The 18,867-nt window shown below is 63.2% G+C and carries 19 protein-coding genes; 7 read left to right on the top strand and 12 right to left on the bottom strand.

The genetic code is table 11. From position 1 onward, the window contains the following. The first annotated feature begins 104 nt into the window (after positions 1-104). Together PFLCHA0_RS26280 and PFLCHA0_RS26275 are read left to right on the top strand one after the other, a co-directional pair. Positions 105-863, top strand: a complete 759-nt coding sequence (locus PFLCHA0_RS26280) for a LuxR family transcriptional regulator (protein ID WP_015637076.1) — start codon at positions 105-107, stop codon at positions 861-863. A gap of 95 nt (positions 864-958) precedes the next feature. Beyond that, a complete protein-coding gene (locus tag PFLCHA0_RS26275) occupies positions 959-1,849 on the top strand; it encodes a proline iminopeptidase-family hydrolase (RefSeq protein WP_015637075.1) in 891 nt (296 codons plus the stop codon). 57 nt (positions 1,850-1,906) lie between these two features. Here the strand turns inward: PFLCHA0_RS26275 and PFLCHA0_RS26270 are convergent, their stop codons facing one another. The 3 genes from PFLCHA0_RS26270 to PFLCHA0_RS26260 form a co-directional block, all read right to left on the bottom strand. After that, a complete protein-coding gene (locus PFLCHA0_RS26270; protein ID WP_015637074.1) occupies positions 1,907-3,205 on the bottom strand; it encodes an NAD(P)/FAD-dependent oxidoreductase in 1,299 nt (432 codons plus the stop codon). Between the two features lie 60 nt (positions 3,206-3,265). Further along, complete coding sequence (locus PFLCHA0_RS26265; protein ID WP_015637073.1) at positions 3,266-3,439, bottom strand: DUF3094 family protein; 174 nt, start codon at positions 3,437-3,439, stop codon at positions 3,266-3,268. Positions 3,440-3,628: 189 nt separating this feature from the next. Beyond that, positions 3,629-4,258, bottom strand: a complete 630-nt coding sequence (locus PFLCHA0_RS26260; protein ID WP_011063528.1) for a DUF1780 domain-containing protein — start codon at positions 4,256-4,258, stop codon at positions 3,629-3,631. Between the two features lie 143 nt (positions 4,259-4,401). Between PFLCHA0_RS26260 and PFLCHA0_RS26255 the strand changes: the two genes are divergently transcribed. From PFLCHA0_RS26255 to PFLCHA0_RS26245, 3 genes are all read left to right on the top strand, one after another. Then, positions 4,402-4,869 (top strand): hypothetical protein, encoded by a 468-nt coding sequence (locus PFLCHA0_RS26255; RefSeq protein WP_026019989.1) that lies wholly within the window; start codon positions 4,402-4,404, stop codon positions 4,867-4,869. Next, positions 4,866-5,555: an energy-coupling factor ABC transporter permease gene (locus PFLCHA0_RS26250; protein WP_015637070.1), complete on the top strand. Its 690-nt coding sequence runs from the start codon at positions 4,866-4,868 to the stop codon at positions 5,553-5,555. The genes PFLCHA0_RS26255 and PFLCHA0_RS26250 overlap by 4 nt, the downstream gene beginning before the upstream one ends. Positions 5,556-5,618: 63 nt before the next feature. Further along, on the top strand, positions 5,619-5,834 hold the full coding sequence (locus PFLCHA0_RS26245; protein WP_011063525.1) for a hypothetical protein: 216 nt from the start codon (positions 5,619-5,621) through the stop codon (positions 5,832-5,834). A 19-nt stretch (positions 5,835-5,853) separates the two neighbouring features. Here the strand turns inward: PFLCHA0_RS26245 and yacG are convergent, their stop codons facing one another. The 4 genes from yacG to PFLCHA0_RS26225 are packed head-to-tail and all read right to left on the bottom strand — an operon-like array spanning position 5,854 to position 8,766. Then, on the bottom strand, positions 5,854-6,057 hold the full coding sequence (gene yacG, locus PFLCHA0_RS26240) for a DNA gyrase inhibitor YacG (RefSeq protein ID WP_015637069.1): 204 nt from the start codon (positions 6,055-6,057) through the stop codon (positions 5,854-5,856). Continuing rightward, positions 6,054-6,677: a dephospho-CoA kinase gene (coaE, locus tag PFLCHA0_RS26235; RefSeq protein WP_011063523.1), complete on the bottom strand. Its 624-nt coding sequence runs from the start codon at positions 6,675-6,677 to the stop codon at positions 6,054-6,056. Before coaE ends, yacG begins: the two co-directional genes overlap by 4 nt. Continuing rightward, positions 6,674-7,546, bottom strand: coding sequence for a prepilin peptidase (locus PFLCHA0_RS26230; protein ID WP_015637068.1), 873 nt, complete (start codon positions 7,544-7,546; stop codon positions 6,674-6,676). Before PFLCHA0_RS26230 ends, coaE begins: the two co-directional genes overlap by 4 nt. A 2-nt stretch (positions 7,547-7,548) precedes the next feature. Continuing rightward, positions 7,549-8,766 (bottom strand): type II secretion system F family protein, encoded by a 1,218-nt coding sequence (locus tag PFLCHA0_RS26225; RefSeq protein WP_015637067.1) that lies wholly within the window; start codon positions 8,764-8,766, stop codon positions 7,549-7,551. 329 nt (positions 8,767-9,095) lie between these two features. Between PFLCHA0_RS26225 and PFLCHA0_RS26220 the strand changes: the two genes are divergently transcribed. Beyond that, positions 9,096-9,512 (top strand): pilin, encoded by a 417-nt coding sequence (locus PFLCHA0_RS26220; RefSeq protein WP_011063520.1) that lies wholly within the window; start codon positions 9,096-9,098, stop codon positions 9,510-9,512. Positions 9,513-9,740: 228 nt separating this feature from the next. After that, on the top strand, positions 9,741-10,097 hold the full coding sequence (locus PFLCHA0_RS26215; RefSeq protein ID WP_011063519.1) for a BON domain-containing protein: 357 nt from the start codon (positions 9,741-9,743) through the stop codon (positions 10,095-10,097). Positions 10,098-10,307: 210 nt separating this feature from the next. Here the strand turns inward: PFLCHA0_RS26215 and PFLCHA0_RS26210 are convergent, their stop codons facing one another. The 5 genes from PFLCHA0_RS26210 to acs all read right to left on the bottom strand — a co-directional run bounded on the left by PFLCHA0_RS26210 (position 10,308) and on the right by acs (position 18,784). Continuing rightward, positions 10,308-13,226, bottom strand: a complete 2,919-nt coding sequence (locus PFLCHA0_RS26210) for a DUF748 domain-containing protein (protein WP_041752592.1) — start codon at positions 13,224-13,226, stop codon at positions 10,308-10,310. A 105-nt stretch (positions 13,227-13,331) separates the two neighbouring features. Then, the gene (locus PFLCHA0_RS26205; RefSeq protein WP_041752589.1) at positions 13,332-14,348 is read right to left on the bottom strand and encodes a class I SAM-dependent rRNA methyltransferase; all 1,017 of its coding nucleotides are present in this window, start codon (positions 14,346-14,348) and stop codon (positions 13,332-13,334) included. 240 nt (positions 14,349-14,588) lie between these two features. Next, positions 14,589-15,767, bottom strand: a complete 1,179-nt coding sequence (locus PFLCHA0_RS26200) for an acetyl-CoA C-acetyltransferase (RefSeq protein ID WP_015637063.1) — start codon at positions 15,765-15,767, stop codon at positions 14,589-14,591. A gap of 159 nt (positions 15,768-15,926) precedes the next feature. Continuing rightward, positions 15,927-16,793, bottom strand: coding sequence for an oxygenase MpaB family protein (locus tag PFLCHA0_RS26195; protein WP_011063515.1), 867 nt, complete (start codon positions 16,791-16,793; stop codon positions 15,927-15,929). A gap of 53 nt (positions 16,794-16,846) precedes the next feature. After that, complete coding sequence (gene acs / locus PFLCHA0_RS26190; protein WP_011063514.1) at positions 16,847-18,784, bottom strand: acetate--CoA ligase; 1,938 nt, start codon at positions 18,782-18,784, stop codon at positions 16,847-16,849. Between the last annotated feature and the right edge of the window lie 83 nt (positions 18,785-18,867).

Here is an 18,867-nt window from a genome sequence, read left to right as displayed (position 1 = left end):
ACCGCAAACCTGGTATTTCTTATAGGTTTTGCCTGGCCCGTTGCTGCCGGGCGTGGCATTCTGGCCCTTCGCTGTTAAGGATCAACAGTAAGGGAGCGGCAAGGATGCAGAGCAGGCTCGCGGAATTTGATACCCATCTTTTGTCCGGAAACTCGCTGCATGAGCGAATGACGGGAACCATGACACTGGCCTCGGAACTGGGTTTCGATGCCCTGGTTTATGACTACAGCCCGGTGCCTTTCGATCAGGCAGGCGAGCTGATCATCCCCAGTGCCATGGTCTGCAATACCCCCAGGGACTGGCTGGAGCTCTGGTGCGATCAGGGTTACTACCATATCGACCCGGTCCAGCAGGTTGCTCTGGACAGTTCCTCGCCCTTTATCTGGTCCTACAAGCCCGAGGCGGAAACCGTCCTGCGTCAGGCCCTCGGGCAGCAGCACGCTCCGGTATCCAGTTACCTGCACCATCATCAAATGGCCCACGGCATGACCGTGCCCATCCATTTACCCAGGGGCGGTTTCGCCAGCCTCACCGGTTTGCGCTCCGGCAATGCCACGGTGGCATTACAGGACTTGCAACAGGTTCAGGGCCACTTCACCCTGCTTGCTCATGCGTTGCAGGAGCATCTCTATCCACAGCTCAGCAAATGCGTTCGCAGTTATCCGGTTGATCTGACCCGGCGTGAACGCGAGTGCCTGAAATGGGCTGCAGAGGGCATGACTTCCGGCGAGATTGCCGAGCGCCTGCAGCGTTCGCAGGCCACGATCAACCTGCACCTGACCTCGGCGATGCACAAGCTGGGCGCCAGGAATCGGGTTCAGGCGGTGGTTCGCGCGATTCACTATCGCCTGCTGGGTAACTGAGGCGAGTAGCACAGGCTCTGCCGCACTGGAGGCGTTGGAGCGCGGAACGGAAGATTGAACGACACAGGCTGATTGTCATCAGGGAGCGATGCGCAATGAATGCAAGCAAACCACCACTGGAAGGCTATGCCTCCTTTGGCGTCCATCAGACGTGGTATCGGGTCACCGGGGATCTGCACAGCGGACTTACGCCCCTGGTGATTCTGCACGGCGGTCCGGGCTGCACCCATGACACCCTGGACGCCTTCAGGGATGTGGCCGCCAGTGGTCGGGCGATCGTTCAATTCGATCACCTGGGAAGTGGCCTCTCCACTCGTCTGGATGGCAAGCCGCCGTCGTTCTGGAGCCTTGAACTCTACCTGGAGCAGCTGGACAACCTCCTGGACCACCTGCGCATCAGCCAGGACTACGCCCTGCTGGGTCACTCCTGGGGAGCTGCGCTGGCCAGCGAGCACGGGGTGCGCGCGCCGGCCGGCTTGCGTGCGCTGATCCTGGCCAATGCGCCAGCCGACATGCGCACCTGGGAAGCCGAGACCCTGAAACTGCGCACAGCCCTGCCTGAGGAAGCGTTGCAGGTGCTGGCCTGGCATGAGCAGCCGGGCTCCCCTCGTGGCGCCGAATATGTGCAGGCCTGGCAGTTGTACTTTGAACGGCATGTATGTCGGCTGCGCCCGTGGCCTGAAGAGGTGGCGCGGATGTTTGCCCAGGGCCGTGGTACCGATGGCGCGGAGCGGGGGGGAGGTTTTCCGCTGATGGACAACCTGCGGGACTGGAGCATCGTCGAGCGCCTGGAACGCATCGAGGTGCCGACGCTTTTGATCTGTGGCCGCTACGATGAAGCCACGCCCGTTGTGGTCAGACCCTACCTGGAGAAGATTCCCGGCATTCGCCTGGCGTTGTTCGAACACTCCAGCCACATGCCCCACGTCGAGGAGCGGGTCGCCTGCATGGGCACCGTCGTGAGTTTTCTCGATGAATGCCTGTAACCGCACGCCAGCAGCCCCCGCTACGTTACGTAGCGGGGGGCGTGGTTTTTCAGGGGCCTAGTGCAGCTTCAGGCGTGGATCGGTACCGCGGCCGATTCGGCTGCCAAGCATCAGCATCGCGGTGCGGAAGACTCCGTACAGCGCCATCTGGTGCATGCGATACAGCGAGATGTAGAACATCCGCGCCAGCCAGCCTTCGAGCATCACGCTGCCAGTGAGGTTGCCCATCAAGTTGCCCACCGCCGAGAAGCGCGACAGCGAGATCAGTGAGCCGTAGTCGGTGTACTTGTAGGTCGGCAGGTCCTTGCCTTCGATGCGCAGCTTCAGCGACTTGGCCAGCAACGAGGCTTGCTGGTGCGCGGCCTGGGCCCGTGGCGGCACATTACGGTCGCTGCCTGGTTGCGGGCAGGCGGCGCAGTCGCCGAAGGCAAAGATGTTCTCGTCGCGAGTGGTCTGCAGGGTCGGTAGTACCTGCAGTTGGTTGATGCGGTTGGTCTCCAGGCCGTCGATGTCCTTGAGGAAGCCTGGCGCGCGAATGCCCGCGGCCCAGACCTTGAGGCTGGCGGGAATGGTCTGGCCGTCGGCGGTGATCAGGCTGTCGGCGGTCACTTCGCTGACCGAGGCGTTGGTCAGCACCTTGACCCCGAGTTTCTCCAGGGTCTTGTGCACCGGGCCGCTGATGCGTTCGGGCAGGGCAGGCAGCACCCGTGGCCCGGCCTCGATCAGGGTGATGTGCATGTTTTCCGGGAGAATCCGGTCCAGCCCGTAGGCCGCCAGTTCATGGGCCGCGTTGTGCAGTTCTGCCGCCAGTTCCACGCCAGTGGCGCCGGCGCCGACGATGGCCACGCTGATCTGCTCCACGGTATCGGTCTGCCCGGCATGGGCTCGCAAGTAGTGGTTAAGCAGTTGCTGGTGGAAACGCTCGGCCTGCTTGCGGGTGTCGAGGAACAGGCAATGCTGGGCCGCGCCTTGGGTGCCAAAGTCGTTGGTGGTGCTGCCCACGGCGATCACCAGGGTGTCGTAGCCCAGCTCCCGGGCCGGTAACAGCTCCACGCCTTCTTCGTCGTAGGTGGCGGCCAGTTGGATCTTCTTGCGCTGCCGATCGAGCCCGCTCATGCGGCCCAGCTGGAACTCGAAGTGGTTCCATTTTGCTTGGGCGACGTAGTTGAGTTCGTCTTCGGAAGAGTTCAGCGAACCGGCAGCCACTTCGTGGAGCAGCGGTTTCCAGATGTGGGTCAGGTTGGCGTCCACCAGCATCACACTGGCGGTGCCGCGCTTGCCCAGAGTCTTACCCAGGCGGGTCGCCAACTCCAGGCCGCCGGCGCCGCCGCCAACGATGACAATACGATGAGTCATGGGGATATCTCGCAAGGCTAAAAGAAATCGGTGCAGTCAACCGAGCGAGCGCGAAGCAGCTCATAGCGTCAGGTAACTGATGAAACGGCTCAACAGGCCCAGGGCGACAGTCACCGCAATCACCACCACGAGGAGCATCCACGGCCGGAAGGGCCGGCGCTCGACTCGATGCTGGGGCAGTTGCAGGTATTCTTCGACATGGCGTTGGTCGTCGGGGTTCAGGCGGCTGCTCATAAAAGACCTCGTCAGATAGACGTCGCAACGTTGAGGAATGTTACAGCGCGGTGTTATCCGGCATGAACGGAGCATAGCCGCTGCCGCGTGAGGGCTCGCTGGCACGGGCCCGGCGTTGGCAGGCAAGTGTGCTTTTTTACCATTGCCGGGCGGATTGCGCCATGGCTACACAGGCCGCATTGACCGGCGTTACAAACTGATGCCGACGTCGAAGAGGATGCTGCGGCCCAGGTTGCTGCGCAGGAACTCCGGCGCATCCGGGTGGGCGAACAGCACGCGGGCGAACGTCGGCCCCACCAGGGACAGCGAGCGCCAGCCCTGGCGCAGGTATTCGGTGGGGGGCGGGAAGTGGCTGTTGAGGTCCAGGACTTCGCGTTTCAGGGCGGCGAAGGCAATGATGTCCAGCTCGCCGAGGTTCATTCCGCGCTCCTGATAGTTGTGGGCCTTCTTGCGCAAGGTCGGTGCCAGGCGCAGCAACAGTTCGCTAGCCGGGATGCGCTTGGGCTTGGCTTCGCGGCGCACCAGCTGGCTCAGGGAGAACGCGCTGCGCCGGCGCTGCAATTCGTCGCGCCATTCATCGTTGAGCCTGCGGCCTTCGTCGAGGACGAAGAACACTTCGAAGCTGGCCTCGCGAAACAGCACATCGGGGGGCTCTTGCCCGGCGGCGGTGAACTCGTCGTTGCGGTAGGGAATGTTCAGGCCTTGCAGCAGGCGCTGGCAGACCCAACGCTCACGCTCCCATTTGCGGGCATTGGACAGGAACGCGTTGGCTTGTTCGGCCTGGATGGTAAGCAGGCGCAAAAAATCTGAGTCATCCATACCCCCAAGCTTAGCGCTCAAATATGACCTTAAAAACCACGGCCGTGCAAAAACCTCCGCAGGCGTTGCCGGCAACCTCGCTGGAGCCTGCCCAAGGGCGGTGTAGACTGTTTGCCGTCCAACCATTCGATAAGGAGTGCGCAGTGAAGCGCTGGTCAATGCTGTTGCTGGCCCTGTTGCCGTTGTGGGCCCAGGCCCTGGAAATAGGAGAGCGCCTGGCGCCCTGGACCCTGCTGGATCAATTCGACCAGCCCTACAGCCTCGATTCCCAGGCGCGGATCCTGTTGGTGGCACGCAGCATGGACGCCGCCAAAGTGGTGAACGCGGCGCTCAAGGACAAACCCAAGGGCTACCTGCAGGAGCGCCACGGGGTGTTTGTCGCCGATATCCAGCGCATGCCGACAGTGATCGCCAAACTGTTTGCGGTGCCGGCCATGAAGGATTACCCCTACCGAGTGATGCTCGATCGCGATGGGCGCGTGGCACCACGCTATCCCGCCGCCGAGGATCAGGTGCTGTGGCTGCAGCTGCAGGATGGGCAACTGGTCGCCCGGCAGGCGTTCGCCACGGCCGCGCAATTGGCTGCGGCGCTGGAGCGGGCCCAGCCATGATCAGCGCGGCGCTGCTGTCGCCGCAAAGCCTGATTGGCGGCTGGCTGCTGTATGTGCCAGTACTGATCTGGGCGGTACTGCGGGCGCCCTGGGTCGAGCTGTTTACCGACAGCCGGCGCCAGCACTTGCTGTTTGGCACGGTGTTCGCCTTGTTTCTGCTGTGGCTGGTGCGCCGGGATTTCGACACCGGGGTCTCCTACCACTTCATCGGCATGACCGCAGTAACCCTGCTGCTGGACTGGCCGCTGGCGATAGTTGGCGGCTTGATCGCACAGTTGGGCCTGCTGGCCCTGGGCCGGCAGGACCTGGCGGCGCTGGGGGTCAATGGAGCCTTGCTGATCCTGCTGCCGGTGGCGGTCACCGAGGCCTGCGCCTGGCTGGTGGAACGGGCCCAACCGCGCAGTCCCTTCGTCTATATCTTCTGCTCGGGGTTCTTTGCCGCGGCACTCTCGGCATTGTTATGCCTGCTCTGCGGCCTGGGCCTGCTGTGGTTCGACGAACGCTTTGCCATGCCCGAATGGCTGGAAGATTTTGTCGGCTACCTGTGGCTGATCATCTTCCCGGAAGCCTTTATCAACGGCATGGTGATCAGCGCCCTGGTGGTGTTCTGCCCGGAATGGCTGGAAACCTTCAACCGCACCCGCTACCTGTCGGCGCCCTGGAAAGACGAGGATCCGCGCCCTTGATCCATATCAATCCACGGTGTTTTGCCGGGCTGCATGCTCGGTAAAAATCTCAGGAGTGCGGTCATGAGTGTCTACCAGTGGGCCCGGCAGGAAGTGCGCGACAGTCTGCACAATGCTCAGCAGGAAGGTTTTGAACCGGGGTTGAGCCTGCGCGCCCTGCTCAGTGCGGTGGTGCAGCAAAGCAAGAGTGTGCGCAGCATCGAGGACCTGGCAGACGAGCTGCAGTTTCTAGCGGAGAACCTCGACGACGATCAGGACTACAGCTTCATGCGGCCCTGACCGGCGCCGGGGTGAGCACTCAGTGAGCGCGAGGGGGCAGCTCTTCGGAGAACAGCTCGTCCTCGGCATCCGGGCTCACCGGAATCTTGTGCTCCTCGGCAGCCCAGGCGCCCAGGTCGATCAGCTTGCAGCGATCGGAACAGAAGGGCCGGTTGATGTTGGTCGCGGTCCATTCCACAGGGGCGCCACAGGTTGGGCATTCGACGGTCAGGGGTTGGCTCATGACTGGCCTCCACGCAAAGTTAGGTAAAAGTGATGCAGGCGCTCGACCTCGCTGCGCAACCAGGCGTGGTCGCGGTCGTTGACCAGCACGTCATCGGCATGGCGCAGGCGTTCCTCACGGCTGGCCTGGGCCTGGAGAATCGCCTGGACCTGCTGTTCGCTGATCTGGTCGCGCTGCAGGGTACGCTCGATCTGCAGTTGCTGGGGCACGTCGATCACCAGAATCCGCTGGGTCATCCGCGACTGGCCGGATTCGATCAGCAGCGGCGACACCAGGATTGCGTAGGGCGATTCGGCGCGGGCCAGGTGGCTGACAATTTCCTCGGCGATCAGCGGGTGCAGCAGGGCCTCCAGCCAGCGACGCTGTTCGGGTACCTCGAAGATCAGCTTGCGCAGAGCCGCGCGATCCAGTTGGCCGTCGGCCTGCAGCACGCCTTGGCCAAAGTGCCGGGCAATCTGTTCCAGGGCCGGGCGGCCGGGCTCCACTACCCAGCGGGCGGCATGATCGGCATCGATCACATGTACCCCCAGGTCGATGAAGTGCTGGGCGGCGGCACTTTTGCCGCTGCCGATGCCGCCGGTCAGGCCGAGGGTCCAGGGTGTGTTAACGGAGCGAGTCATTGGAAACCGACAAACTGCAGATAGAAGTCGGTTATTTGACCACCCCAGAGCAAGGCAATCCAGCCGGCAATGGCCAGAAAGGGTCCAAAGGGGATTGGCGTCGAGGTCTTTTCCCGGCGCAGGCGCAGCAGGATCGTGCCGAGAATCGCCCCCAACAGGGATGACAGCAGCAGGGTCAGCGGCAGGATCTGCCAGCCGCCCCAGGCCCCGAACAGGGCCAGCAGCTTGAAATCACCGTGGCCCATGCCCTCCTTGCCGGTCAGCAGCTTGAACAGCCAGAACACCGACCACAGGAACAGGTAGCCGATCACCGTCCCCCACAGCGCATCCTCCAGGCTGATCAGCAGGCCGAAACTGTTGGCGATCAGCCCCAGCCACAACAGTGGCAGCACCAGCACATCCGGCAGCAACTGGTGATCGGCGTCGATCAGGCTCATTGCCAGCAGCCCCCAACTGAGGATCAGCATCAGCCCGGCCGCCCAGCCGAAGCCGAAGTGCCAGGCGATAAAACCCGAGATCAGCCCGCAAGCCAGTTCGGTCAACGGGTAGCGCGGGCTGATGGAGCTATTGCAGTGGGCGCAGCGGCCACGCAGCCACAGGTAACTGAGCAGCGGAATGTTTTCCCAGGGGCGGATTGCCTGCGCACAGTGCGGGCACTGGGAGCGCGGCAGCATCAGGTTATAGGGCGCAGTCACTGGTTCCGGCTCCAGCCCCAGCACGTCGCGGGCCTGGGCTCGCCAGTCGCGTTCGAGCATTTTCGGCAGGCGCCACACCAGCACGTTGAGAAAGCTGCCGACGATCAGGCCCAATACCAGGGCCGCAGCCACGAATGCCATGGGGTAGAGAGTGAGGGCGTCAGTCAGGGGCATGTTCAGATCGCTGTACCGAGTTGGAAGATAGGCAGGTACATGGCAACCACCAGGGCGCCGACGATACCCCCCAGGACCACCATGATCAACGGCTCCATGAGGCTGGTCAGGCTGTCCACCAGGTTGTCCACCTCGACCTCGTAATGGATCGCGACTTTTTCCAGCAGATGATCCAGGGTTCCGGACTCTTCGCCGATGGCGGTCATCTGGATCGCCATGGTCGGGAAGACGCCGCTGGCGCGCATGGCAAAGTTCAATTGCATGCCGGCGGCGACCTGCTGGCGGATCCGTTGCACCGCTTGCCTGAAGACAGGGTTGCCGCTGGCTCCGGCCACTGAATCCAGGGCCTGTACCAGGGGAACGCCGGCGGCGAAGGTGGTGGCCAGGGTCCGTGCGTAGCGGGCCACCGCGGATTTATGCAGCAGTGGCCCGGCCAGGGGCATGTGCAAAAGGCCGACATCCAGGCGGTCACGCAAGCTCGGGGAGCGCTGATAGGCCAGGCGCGCTGCGAGCCCGCCCAGCACACCGGCAGCCAGCAGCAGCGCCCCCTGCTGCTGGATGAAATGTGACAGAGCGATGACCCACTGGGTGAGCAGTGGCAGCTCGGCATTGAAACCGGCGAACAAGCTCTGGAACTGGGGGACCACCTTGAGCAGCAGGATGCTGCTGACCACGACCGCCACGCCGATCACCGCCAAGGGATAGACCATGGCTTTCTTCAGCCGCGCCTTCAGGTTCTCGCTCTTTTCCTTATAGGTGGCGACTCTTTCCAGCAGGGTATCCAGGGCGCCGGCCTGCTCGCCGGCGTCCACCAGGTTGCAGTACAGCGGGTCGAAGTGGCGCGGCTGTCTGCGCAATGCCGTGGCCAGGCTGGAGCCGGCCTCGATGTCGCGCTTGAGGCTGGCCAGCAGTTGACGCATCTGCGGATGCTCGAAACTTTCGGCAATGATGTCGAAGGATTGCAGCAGCGGCACCCCGGCCTGCATCAGCGTGGCCAACTGCCGGGTGAGCAGGGCAATGTCCCGTGCCCCTACTCGCTGATGCAGGCGCAGCCAGCCCTTGGGTTTGCGTCGGACTCGGGTTGGGGTGATGCCCTGTCTGCGCAATTGCGCCCTGATCAGGGCCGGGGTCGCGGCGCTGAGTTCTCCGGTGAGGGGGCGGCCCTGGCTGTCGGTGCCGTGCCAGAGATAGACACTGGTCGCGGGTGCTTTTACCGCCATGGTTCGATCCTTGGTGCAAGGGTGGATAGGGAGGCGCAAGCGCCCTGCTGTGTTCGAACGGGTGATAGATCACCCTGACCCCCGGACGTTCCTTGGTGGGGGCGCGAGCCGACTGTCGGGTCGCCATGCACCTGTCCAAGCCTAGCTGGCGAGGCGCTGCCCGAGAGGGGCAGGGGCTGACGAAATTTGTCAGTTTGTGCGACTCCTTGCGCTCAAGGCCATGGGCTATCGCGCCTGCAGGCCACGTAATCCGTGGGTTATCCCCTGGCACAGGCTGTGCTTCACGCCTTTGTGCTCATGCAACATTCGTCCATGCCAGGAGGCAACCCATGAAACATCAATCCGGTTTTACCCTGATCGAATTGCTGGTGGTGGTAGCCATCATCGGCATCCTCGCCACCGTGGCGATGCCGATGTATGCCAAGTACCAGGCGCGGGCCAAGGTGATTGCCGCCCTGGCCGAGGCGTCGGCCCTGAAGGTCAACGTCGAGGATCTGCTGAACCAGGGGACCGATCCGACCCTGGCCCTGGCCGGGGGCACGGCCCAGACCGCCAACTGCCGGATGAGTGCCGGCGGGACGGCGGCCACCGGTGAAGGAAGCATTGGCTGCACCCTGCTCAATGCGCCGGGGCCGGTGCTGAACAAGACCCTGACCCTGACCCGTTCGGCGACTTCAGGATGGACATGCACCACCACTGTGGAGGCCGACTATGCGCCCAAAGGCTGTGGTGCGGAGGGGGCTTGAGGAGGCTTTTCACGATTGGCCAGGCCGCGCTGAAAAAGCCGCAACTTGCATGCAGATTGGCGGGCAGTCATGCATTTTGCATGATGCCGAATTATTTTGGATTTTATAACTTATTGATTTTTATGAATATTTATAGGCTCCCAGACTTGGCACAGCACCTGCAATATCCCTCATAACCCTGTTGCCAGGACACGGCGCAGGCTTTCTTAAAGAACAGGAGTTACTCGTATGAAGAAGTTCGCTATCGCTGCCGCAACTGCTACCGCTCTGACCCTGACCATGGCTAACGCAGCATTTGCGCAGACCACTCAAAACACCCAGTCGCCCATGGTGGTGGCTGCCGGTGAAGTGACCAAGGCCAAAGAGGCCACCTCCGATACCTGGATCACCACCAAAGTGAAAAGCGATCTGGTAACCGAGAAAGGCATTCCTGGCACCGACATCAAGGTTGAAACCAACAAGGGCGTTGTTTCGCTGTCGTCCACTGTTGCGGTAACCGAGGCTCAGAAAGCTACCGCCGTGGCCATCACCAAGAAAATCAAAGGCGTCAAGGCAGTTTCTGCTGACGGCCTGAAAGCCGAGTAACACTCACGCTTCTCGCCTGGACAGGGAGAGGGTGCGGTAGACGAGCCGAGTGATACGTCTGCCGCTTCTCAAAAGGGTTCATGCGGAAGATCACAGGGAAGTGATCATTACAGGCCCCGGCACTGAGTGTCGGGGCCTGTTCTATTGTGGGCGCCAGGCAGGCGCTGCAGGAGATACCGGCCGGGCTGGGTGGAGCCCGGCGCGAGAGGTTTATTCGCTGTCCAGGTGCAGCGGGGTGACGACCCGGCCATCGCTTTCGGCCTGGCCCAGGTTGGCATCGATGAAGTAGACCCGGTCGTCGGCCAGTTGGCCCTTGTCCACCAGGAAGTCCTTGATGCTGCTGGCGCGCTCCTGACCCAGTTGTCGCAACAGCACGTCGCTGCTGCTCCAGAACTTGATCAAACCTTCACGCAGCTTGGCGCTGCGTTCGTCGCGGCTGAGCTGGGTCCATTCCGCCGGCGGCTGCTGTTTCAGGCGGGTGCGGTAGATGCCTTCCAGCAGAGGGGCTTTTTCGCCCTCGGGAACCTGCAGCAGGGACGCCTGGGCGGGGACCTTGTCACCGCGGCGCTGGAGGATCTTGTAGTAGTTGTACTGGTATTCGCGCTCCAGCCGCTGCTCGGCGATCAGCGGGCCGTCACTGCTCTGGGCGCTGGTACCTTCGATTTCCAGGCGCAGGGTCGGACGCTCCTTGAGCGCCTTGGCCAGGGTGGTCAGGGCCGACTCGGATTCCTTGCTCAGGTCGCTGGAGCCTGGAGCGAAGGACACGTTGCTCAGGTCTTCCGAGCCACCACCGCTGACCAGCCCGCCAATGAACTTGAAGGGTGCCTGGGCGGCGCGCAGCACCAGATTGCGCAGGGTCTGCCAGACAATCGGCATCACGCTGAACTGCGGGTTGTTCAAATCACCGGAGATAGGCAGCTCGATGGAGATCTTGCCGTCCGTATCTTTCAGCAAGGCCACTGCCAGGCGGATCGGCAGATCCACGGCGTCCGGGCTGTCGACCTTTTCCCCCAGTTGCAACTGCTCGACCACCAGTTTGTTCTCGGCCTTGAGCTGGCCCTTGGTGATCATGTAGTGCAGGTCGAGGTTGAGCCGGCCCTTGCGGATGCGGAAACCGGCGAATTTCCCGGAGTAGGGGGTCAGGGTGGTCAGTTCAACTCGTTTGAAGCTGGTGGCGATATCCAGGGCGGCCATCGGATCGAACGGGTTGACGCTGCCCTTGATGGTCACCGGCGCATAGCGGTCGACCTTGCCCTTGACGTCCACGTCTGCCGGCTTGGCCTGGCGGCTGTCGATGGTGCCGACATGGCCGTTGAGCTGCTGGATGGCGGTAGCGAAGTTAGGCGTCAGGCTCAGGTCGGCGAAGTTCGCCGAACCGTCGTTGATGGCGATTTCACCGATGTGGATGCCCAGGGGCTTGCTTGAGCTGGGCTCGGACTTCGTCGAGGATTTGCCACCACTGCTGGGTGGTTGTGGAATCAGCAGGTCGTCGATATTGGTGGTGCGGTCATCGTTGATGATGAAGCGTGCATAGGGCTGCATCAGGTTGACCCGGCTGATGGTCAGGCTGTCACCGTGCTGATAGTTCAGGCCTTCGACCACCACTTGTTTCCATTTCACGAAGTCGCGGGTCTTGAGGGTGTCCAGGGTGTGCAACTGGTCCACATTGGCCCGGCCGGTGACGCTGAAAGTCAGGGGTTCGACTTTCTTCAGGTCCACTGCCAGGTCACTGCCGAGCATGCCGCTGCGCAGTTCCAGGCGGATGAACGGGCTGATATAGGACTGGGCGACGCGCAGGTCGATGTCCCGGGTCTGCACCTTGAGTTTGGCGCTGACGGGGTTGAGGTTGACCTCGCCAGTGGCGTTGACCTTGCCTTGTTTGCCCAGGCCAGTATCGAGCTTGAGGGTGAAGGGCGACTGGTTGAGGCTGTCGAAGTTCTGCAGGTCCAGGTTCAGCGGCCCCAGCTCCAGGGCTACGGCGGGCTTGGCCTTGCGATCGGCCAGGTGCACCTGGTAGTTGCGCAGTTGCACGTCCTTGAGCAGCACCTGCCAGGGTTTGCTCGGTACTGCCGGTTCCTTGGGGGCGTCGGCGGCGGCCGGCTCGGGTTTTGGCGCCGGTTTGGCCGGCTGACTGGCGAAGAGCTTTTGCCAGTCCAACTGGCCGTCGGCTTCAAGGGCGGCCCAGGTTTCGAGCTTTTGGCTGCGGACCTTGCCGACAATCACGTGCTGCTTGGCCAGGTCGACTGTGGTTTCGCTGACGTCCAGGCGCTCCAGACGCGCCAGTGGGCGACCGTCCGGGGCCTTGATGGCAAAGGGCGCGACGCTGATGGAGGTGTTGTCCAGCAGCAGCTCGGTTTCCTTGGTCAGGCTGAATTTGTAGTGGGTACTGAGGTTGACCACGCCGTCTTCCAGCACCAGCGGCACCGCATCGCGCACATAGGGCCACCAGGCTTTCATCTTGCCGTCGGTGACTTTCAAGGTGCCTTCGGAGGTCAGCGGCGTCACGCTGAAGTTGCCGCTCCAGTCGATCTGCCCGCCCTCGGGGCCGGTGGCCACCAGCGTCATGTCGGCGCTGTCGTCCGGCAGGGTACTGAGGTTCTTCAGCTCAAAATCGAGCTTGTTGTAGAGGAATTCGATGGGTTCGCTGGGGCGCAGGTCCTGGAAATGCAGGTAGCCGCCGGCCAGATTGATGCGTTCGATGCGTACCGGGAAGGGTTTGGCGTTGGGGTCGCTTGGGGTCGGTTCGCTGGCCGGCAGCTTGAACAGGGCCAGGAGGTTGAGCTTGCCTTCCTTGTCGAAGAGGATTTCGGTCTTGGGCTGGTCCAGCTCGACATCCGCCAGGTGCAGCGCACGTTTCCACAGGCTGTCCAATTGCAGATTGGCGTAGAGGCGATCGAAGGCGATCTGCTCCTTGCCAGGTTCACCGATGCTCAGGCCCCAGAGGGTCAGCTCCAGGCTGAAGGGATTGAGCTCGATGCGCTGGATATGGGCTGGGGTGGTGGCGTAGTTGGCCAATTGCTGGTTGGCCACCCGCAAGGCAATGCCCGGCAGAATCAGAAAGCCCAGCAGACTGTAAAGGGCGAGAGCGGTCAACAAGGCGCAAAGAGCGCGAATCAATCCTTTGGTCATGCGAGGCTTCATCTATCTGAATCGGAAGTGCCTTGGAGTATGGCACGCGTTTACGGTTCCGAAACCACTCCAGTCTTCAGGATTGTTCAGATTTCCTGCTCTTGGTCAAAGTTGCAGGATCAAGGTTTTCAGTGGGGGTTGCCCGTCTTGGGAAGGGAAGTCCACGGCGGGTACCAAGACCTGGCAGTCGCGCACCGGACGCCCGGCCTTCTCGGCGCAGCGCAATACTTGTTCACGCCAGTCCGGCATCGAGACCTTGGCCAGGTTGTTGCAGCAGATCAGCACGCCGTCTTCGGCGGTGGCCAGCAGTGCCGGCTTGAGTAGGCTCTGGTAATCACGCAGCAGGTCGACCGTACCGAAGGCGCTCTTGGCCCAGGCTGGCGGGTCCAGCAGTACCAGGTCGTACTGGCGCTGTTCAAGGCGCGGATAGCTGGGCAGTTTCTGCCCGCGGCGCTGGCTGATGGGCAGGCCCGCCAGTTGGCGGATGGCCGGGAAATAGTCCGACTGCACGAACTGCATCTGTGGCAATTGCGGGTTGAGCTGGCCGTTCTCCCGTCCGACGGCCAGGTTGCCCTCGGCGAAGTCCAGGTTGCACACCTCGCGCGCGCCGCCAGCTGCGGCGCTGAGGCCTACGCCACAGGTGTAGGCGAAGAGGTTGAGCACGCTTTTACCCGCGCTGTGTTGCTTGACCCAGCCACGGGCGTTGCGCAGGTCGAGAAACAATAGTGGGTCCTGCCCGGCGTGGCGTCCACGCACGCGGTAATTCAGGCCCCATTCGTGGCCAACCAGGTCCTCGAGGGCAGCCTCTTCGGCGCGGTACACCGAGTCTTCGCGGTCGATCCGCGAGTTGCCCCGGGAGCGGTCGTTGTAGACCAGCAGGGTCGACAGGTTCAGATGCTGATTGATGCTGTCGTGCAGTTGCAGCAGGGCGTCGCGTTCCAGCGTCTGGTGAAAGCTCTGTACCAGCAATTGCGGGCCATAGCGGTCGATGGTCAGGCCGCCGGCACCCTCCTGGCTGCCGTGGAACAGGCGATAGCAGTCGGTGCCTTGCTGATGCAGCTCGGCGAGCAGGTCCTGGCGGTGATCGAGAGCGGCGCGCAGCGCCTGATTCAAGGAGGACATGCGGAGCGCCTTGGAGCTGAGGAGTGAGGCGCGGCAGTTTACCAGCGTCCCGTCCGTTGTAGGAGCCAGCTTGCCGGCAAAGACGATCATGCGCACGCCTTGCCCGTAGGAGCCAGCTTGCTGGCGAAGGCGATCGTGCACGCGCCTTGCCTGTAGGAGCCAGCTTGCTGGCGAAAGCGCTCTCACGGGCACCTTCGCTGGCAAGCCAGCTCCTACAAGGAGGGCGGTTTTGCGCGGAGGTTAGCGCTCGATCGCCAGGGCCACGCCCTGGCCGCCGCCGATGCACAGGGTCGCCAGGCCCTTTTTGGCATCACGCTTGATCATTTCATGCAGCAGGGTCACCAGCACCCGGCAGCCCGATGCACCAATCGGGTGGCCGATGGCGATCGCACCGCCGTTGACGTTGACCTTGCTGGCGTCCCATTCCAGTTCCTGGGCCACCGACAGCGACTGCGCGGCGAAGGCTTCGTTGGCTTCGATCAGGTCCAGCTGGTCCAGGGTCCAGCCGGCCTTGTCCAGGCAGCGGCGGGTGGCCGAGACCGGGCCGATGCCCATGATCGCCGGGTCGACGCCGGCGTTGGCGTAGGCGGCAATTTTTGCCAGCACCGGCAGGCCCAGGGCCCGGGCCTTGCTGGCGCTCATCAGCATCACCGCGGCAGCGCCGTCGTTCAGCGCCGAGGCGTTGCCGGCGGTGACGCTGCCGTCTTTCTTGAACGCCGGCTTGAGCTTGGCCAGGGCCTCGGCGGTGGTGCCGGGGCGCGGCTGTTCGTCGGTGGCGAAGGTCAGCGGCTCGCCCTTGCGCTGGGGAATCTGGATCGGGGTGATCTCGTCGACAAAGCGCCCGGCCTCGATGGCCGCCGCGGCTTTCTGTTGGGAAGCGGCGGCGAAGGCGTCCTGGGCTTCACGGCTGATGCCGTATTTCTCCACCAGGTTCTCGGCGGTGATGCCCATGTGGTAGTCGTTGAAGGCATCCCACAGGCCGTCGCTGATCATGGAGTCGACCATCTGGCTGTGGCCCATGCGCAGGCCGGTGCGGGCGCCGGGCAGCACGTAGTTGGACAGGCTCATGTTTTCCTGGCCGCCGGCGATGATCACCTCGGCATCGCCGCAGCGGATGGCCTGGGCGCCCAGGTGCAGGGCCTTGAGGCCGGAGCCGCAGACCTTGTTCAGGGTCATGGCGGGTACCGCGTGGGGCAGGCCGGCCTTGATCGCGGCCTGGCGGGCGGGGTTCTGCCCGGCGCCGGCGGTGAGCACCTGGCCCATGAGCACTTCGTCGACCTGGGCCGGGTCGATGCCGGTCTGGGCCAGCAATTGGCGGATGACCGCGGCGCCCAGGTCAACGGCGGGAATGTTCGCCAGGGAGCCCTGGAAACTGCCCACGGCGGTGCGGGTGGCGGCAACGATTACGACGTCTTGCATGATCGGGTCCTTGTGTTCGGTGGCGGGGACCTGTGGCGTGGTGCGGGTGTTGGCCGGGCGGCACAGGCACTGGAAATTGGCGAAATCATGGTTGCACACAACCCCGGGAGCCGGCCAATCGCGAACCGGCCGGTCGGGTTGTGCTTGAACGGTCGGTTTTTACAGGCCCATGCGTCGTTTCGCCCGGTGCACGGAACTGTCCCGTACCGCCCAGCGCAGCATCGGCGTGCTGCGCTTGACGCTGGCACGAATCAGTTGGCGTTGCAGCGGGTTCTGATTGACCTCGAGCATGGCGCTGGCCCAGTCCGGCAGCAGGTCGATGCCGGCCTGCATCATCAACGAACCGAAGGGTTTGGCCAGGCGGCTGGGGGCTGGGGCAGCCAGCAGCAGGCGCAGGACCTCCCGGCTGCGCTGGTCGCAGAGCAGTTGGGGGCGCATGGCCTGCAGGTAGTCGGCCACGGCGCGTCGCGAGCGCGGCACGTCCCGGGCTCCCAGGCGTTCGGCGATCAGGGCGATCTCGTCGTAGTAGCGATCCTGGTCAGCCCCGGAGAGATGAGGGTTGAGGTAACGCAAGTGCGCGGCAAGAAAGCTGCTGACCTCAGCCACGTGAACCCAGGTCAGCAGATCGGGGTCGCTGGCGGCATAGGGGCGGCCATCGGGGGCGGTGCCGACTATGTGCAAGTGAATGCTGCGTACCTTGTCGATCAGCCATTCGGCGTCCTGGCGGGAGCCGAAGGTGGTGCCGGAGATGAACTGCCCGGTGCGGCGCAGCCGGCCGATCATGTCCTGGCGAAAGTTCGAGTGATCCCAGACGCCGGCCAAGGCCAGAGGATGCAGGGCCTGCATCAACAGGGCGCTGATGCCGCCGATCAGCATGCTGCTGAAGTCGGCGTGCACCTGCCAACTGACGGACCCCGGCCCGAACAGGCCGGGGTCACCTTTGGGATGTTCCAGGTCGAGTTGGCCCAGAGACAGGCCGGACAGGCTCATGACCTGGCTTTCGATGCGGCTGCGAATGAATTCCATGACAGCTCGGTGTGGCTATTTAAAAAAGAAGCGCGGCGGATGCCGCGCCGGTTTCAAACGTTCAGGCGTTTGTCGATCAGGCCGTCCACCACGCTGGGGTCCGCCAGGGTCGAAGTGTCACCCAGGGTATCCAGTTCGTTGCAGGCGATCTTGCGCAGGATACGCCGCATGATCTTGCCCGAGCGAGTTTTCGGCAGGGCCGGAGCCCACTGGATCAGCTCCGGCTTGGCGAAACTGCCGATCTCGCGGCTGACCAGGGCCAGCAGTTCCTTCTTCAGTGCCTCGTCGGGCTCGACGCCCTGCATCGGTGTGACGAAGGCATAGATTCCCTGGCCCTTGAGATCATGGGGGTAACCGACCACCGCCGCTTCGGCGATGCTGTCGTGCAGCACCAGGGCGCTTTCCACTTCGGCGGTGCCGATGCGGTGCCCGGAAACGTTGATCACGTCGTCGATGCGCCCGGTGATCCAGTAGCTGCCATCCTCGTCGCGCCGGGCACCATCACCGGTGAAGTAATAGCCGGGGTAGGGAGCGAAATAGGTTTCGACCATGCGCTTGGGATCGCCATAGACGCTACGGATCTGCGCCGGCCAACTGGCCTTGATTGCCAGGATGCCGCTGCCTGCCCCATGGATTTCCTTGCCCTGGTCGTCCAGCAGCACCGGTTGTACGCCGAACATCGGGGTCGAGGCGCATCCGGGCTTGATCTGCCGGGCGCTGACCAGGGGGCTGAGCATGATGCCGCCGGTTTCGGTCTGCCACCAGGTATCGACAATCGGGCAGCGTTGTTCGCCGACCACGTTGAAATACCACTCCCAGGCTTCCGGGTTGATCGGCTCGCCGACGCTGCCGAGCAAGCGCAGGCTGGCGCGGGAGGTGTTCTGTAGCGGGGCGCTGCCTTCGCGCATCAGGGCACGCAGAGCGGTGGGCGCGGTGTAGAAGATGTTCACCTGATGCTTGTCCACCACCTCCCAGAAACGCGAGGTGCTGGGGTAGTTGGGCACGCCTTCGAAGATCAGCGTGGTCGCGCCGTTGGCCAGGGGGCCGTAGAGGATGTAGCTGTGGCCGGTGACCCAGCCGACGTCGGCGGTGCACCAGAAGACCTCACCGTCGCGGTAGTCCAGCACGTACTTGAAGGTCATGGCGGCCTGTAGCAGGTAGCCGCCGGTGGTGTGCAGCACGCCCTTGGGTTTGCCGGTGCTGCCGGAGGTGTAGAGGATGAACAGCGGGTCTTCGGCGTCCATCGGCTCGGGGGCGCATTGGTTGCTAGCGCCAGCCACGGCCTGTTCATAGGAAATGTCGCGATCTGGCACCCAGTTCACCGGGTTGCGGGTGCGTTCGACCACCAGCACGCTGCTGACATCCGGGCAACTGAGCAGGGCCTTGTCGACGTTGCTCTTCAGCGGAATCAGTTTGCCGCCGCGCACGCCTTCGTCGGCGGTGATCACGGTGCGGCAGTCGGCGTTGAGAATGCGGTCGCGCAGGGCCTCCGGCGAAAAACCGCCGAACACCACCGAATGCACCGCGCCGATCCGGGTGCAGGCGAGCATGGCGTAGGCCACTTCGGGAATCATCGGCATGTAGATGCACACCCGGTCGCCCTTCTTCACGCCACGGCTTTTCAGCACGTTGGCCAGGCGGCAGACCCGGTCGTGGAGTTCCTGGTAAGTGATGCGCTGGGAGTCTGCCGGGTTGTCACCTTCCCAGATGATCGCCGCCTGATTGCCGCGTTTTTCCAGATGACGGTCGATGCAGTTGTAGCTGACGTTGAGTTGGCCACCGCGAAACCAGTTGGCCTCGCCGGTGCGCATGTCGTGGCTGTGGACGCTGTCCCAGGGGCTGCTCCAGTGCAGGAAGCGCCTGGCCTGCTCGGCCCAGAACTGGTCCGGCTGCTCAATGGACTGGCGGTAGAGGTGGTGGTAGTCGTCCTGGCTCATTTGTGCCGCCCGGCGGACGGCATCGGCTTTCGGAAAAGTGCTGATATCGAACATGACGGTTCCTTATTCTTGTTTTGCGACAAGTCATAAGGGTGCGCACAAGTGCCGGGAAGGTTCAAGTGGGGAAGGGCAGGGGC

The sequence above is a fragment of the Pseudomonas protegens CHA0 genome, assembly GCF_000397205.1.
In the GTDB taxonomy this organism is placed as follows: Bacteria; Pseudomonadota; Gammaproteobacteria; order Pseudomonadales; family Pseudomonadaceae; genus Aquipseudomonas; species Aquipseudomonas protegens.
Note: the sequence above shows the minus strand (reverse complement) of the source record. Positions and strands in the feature narration are given on the sequence as shown.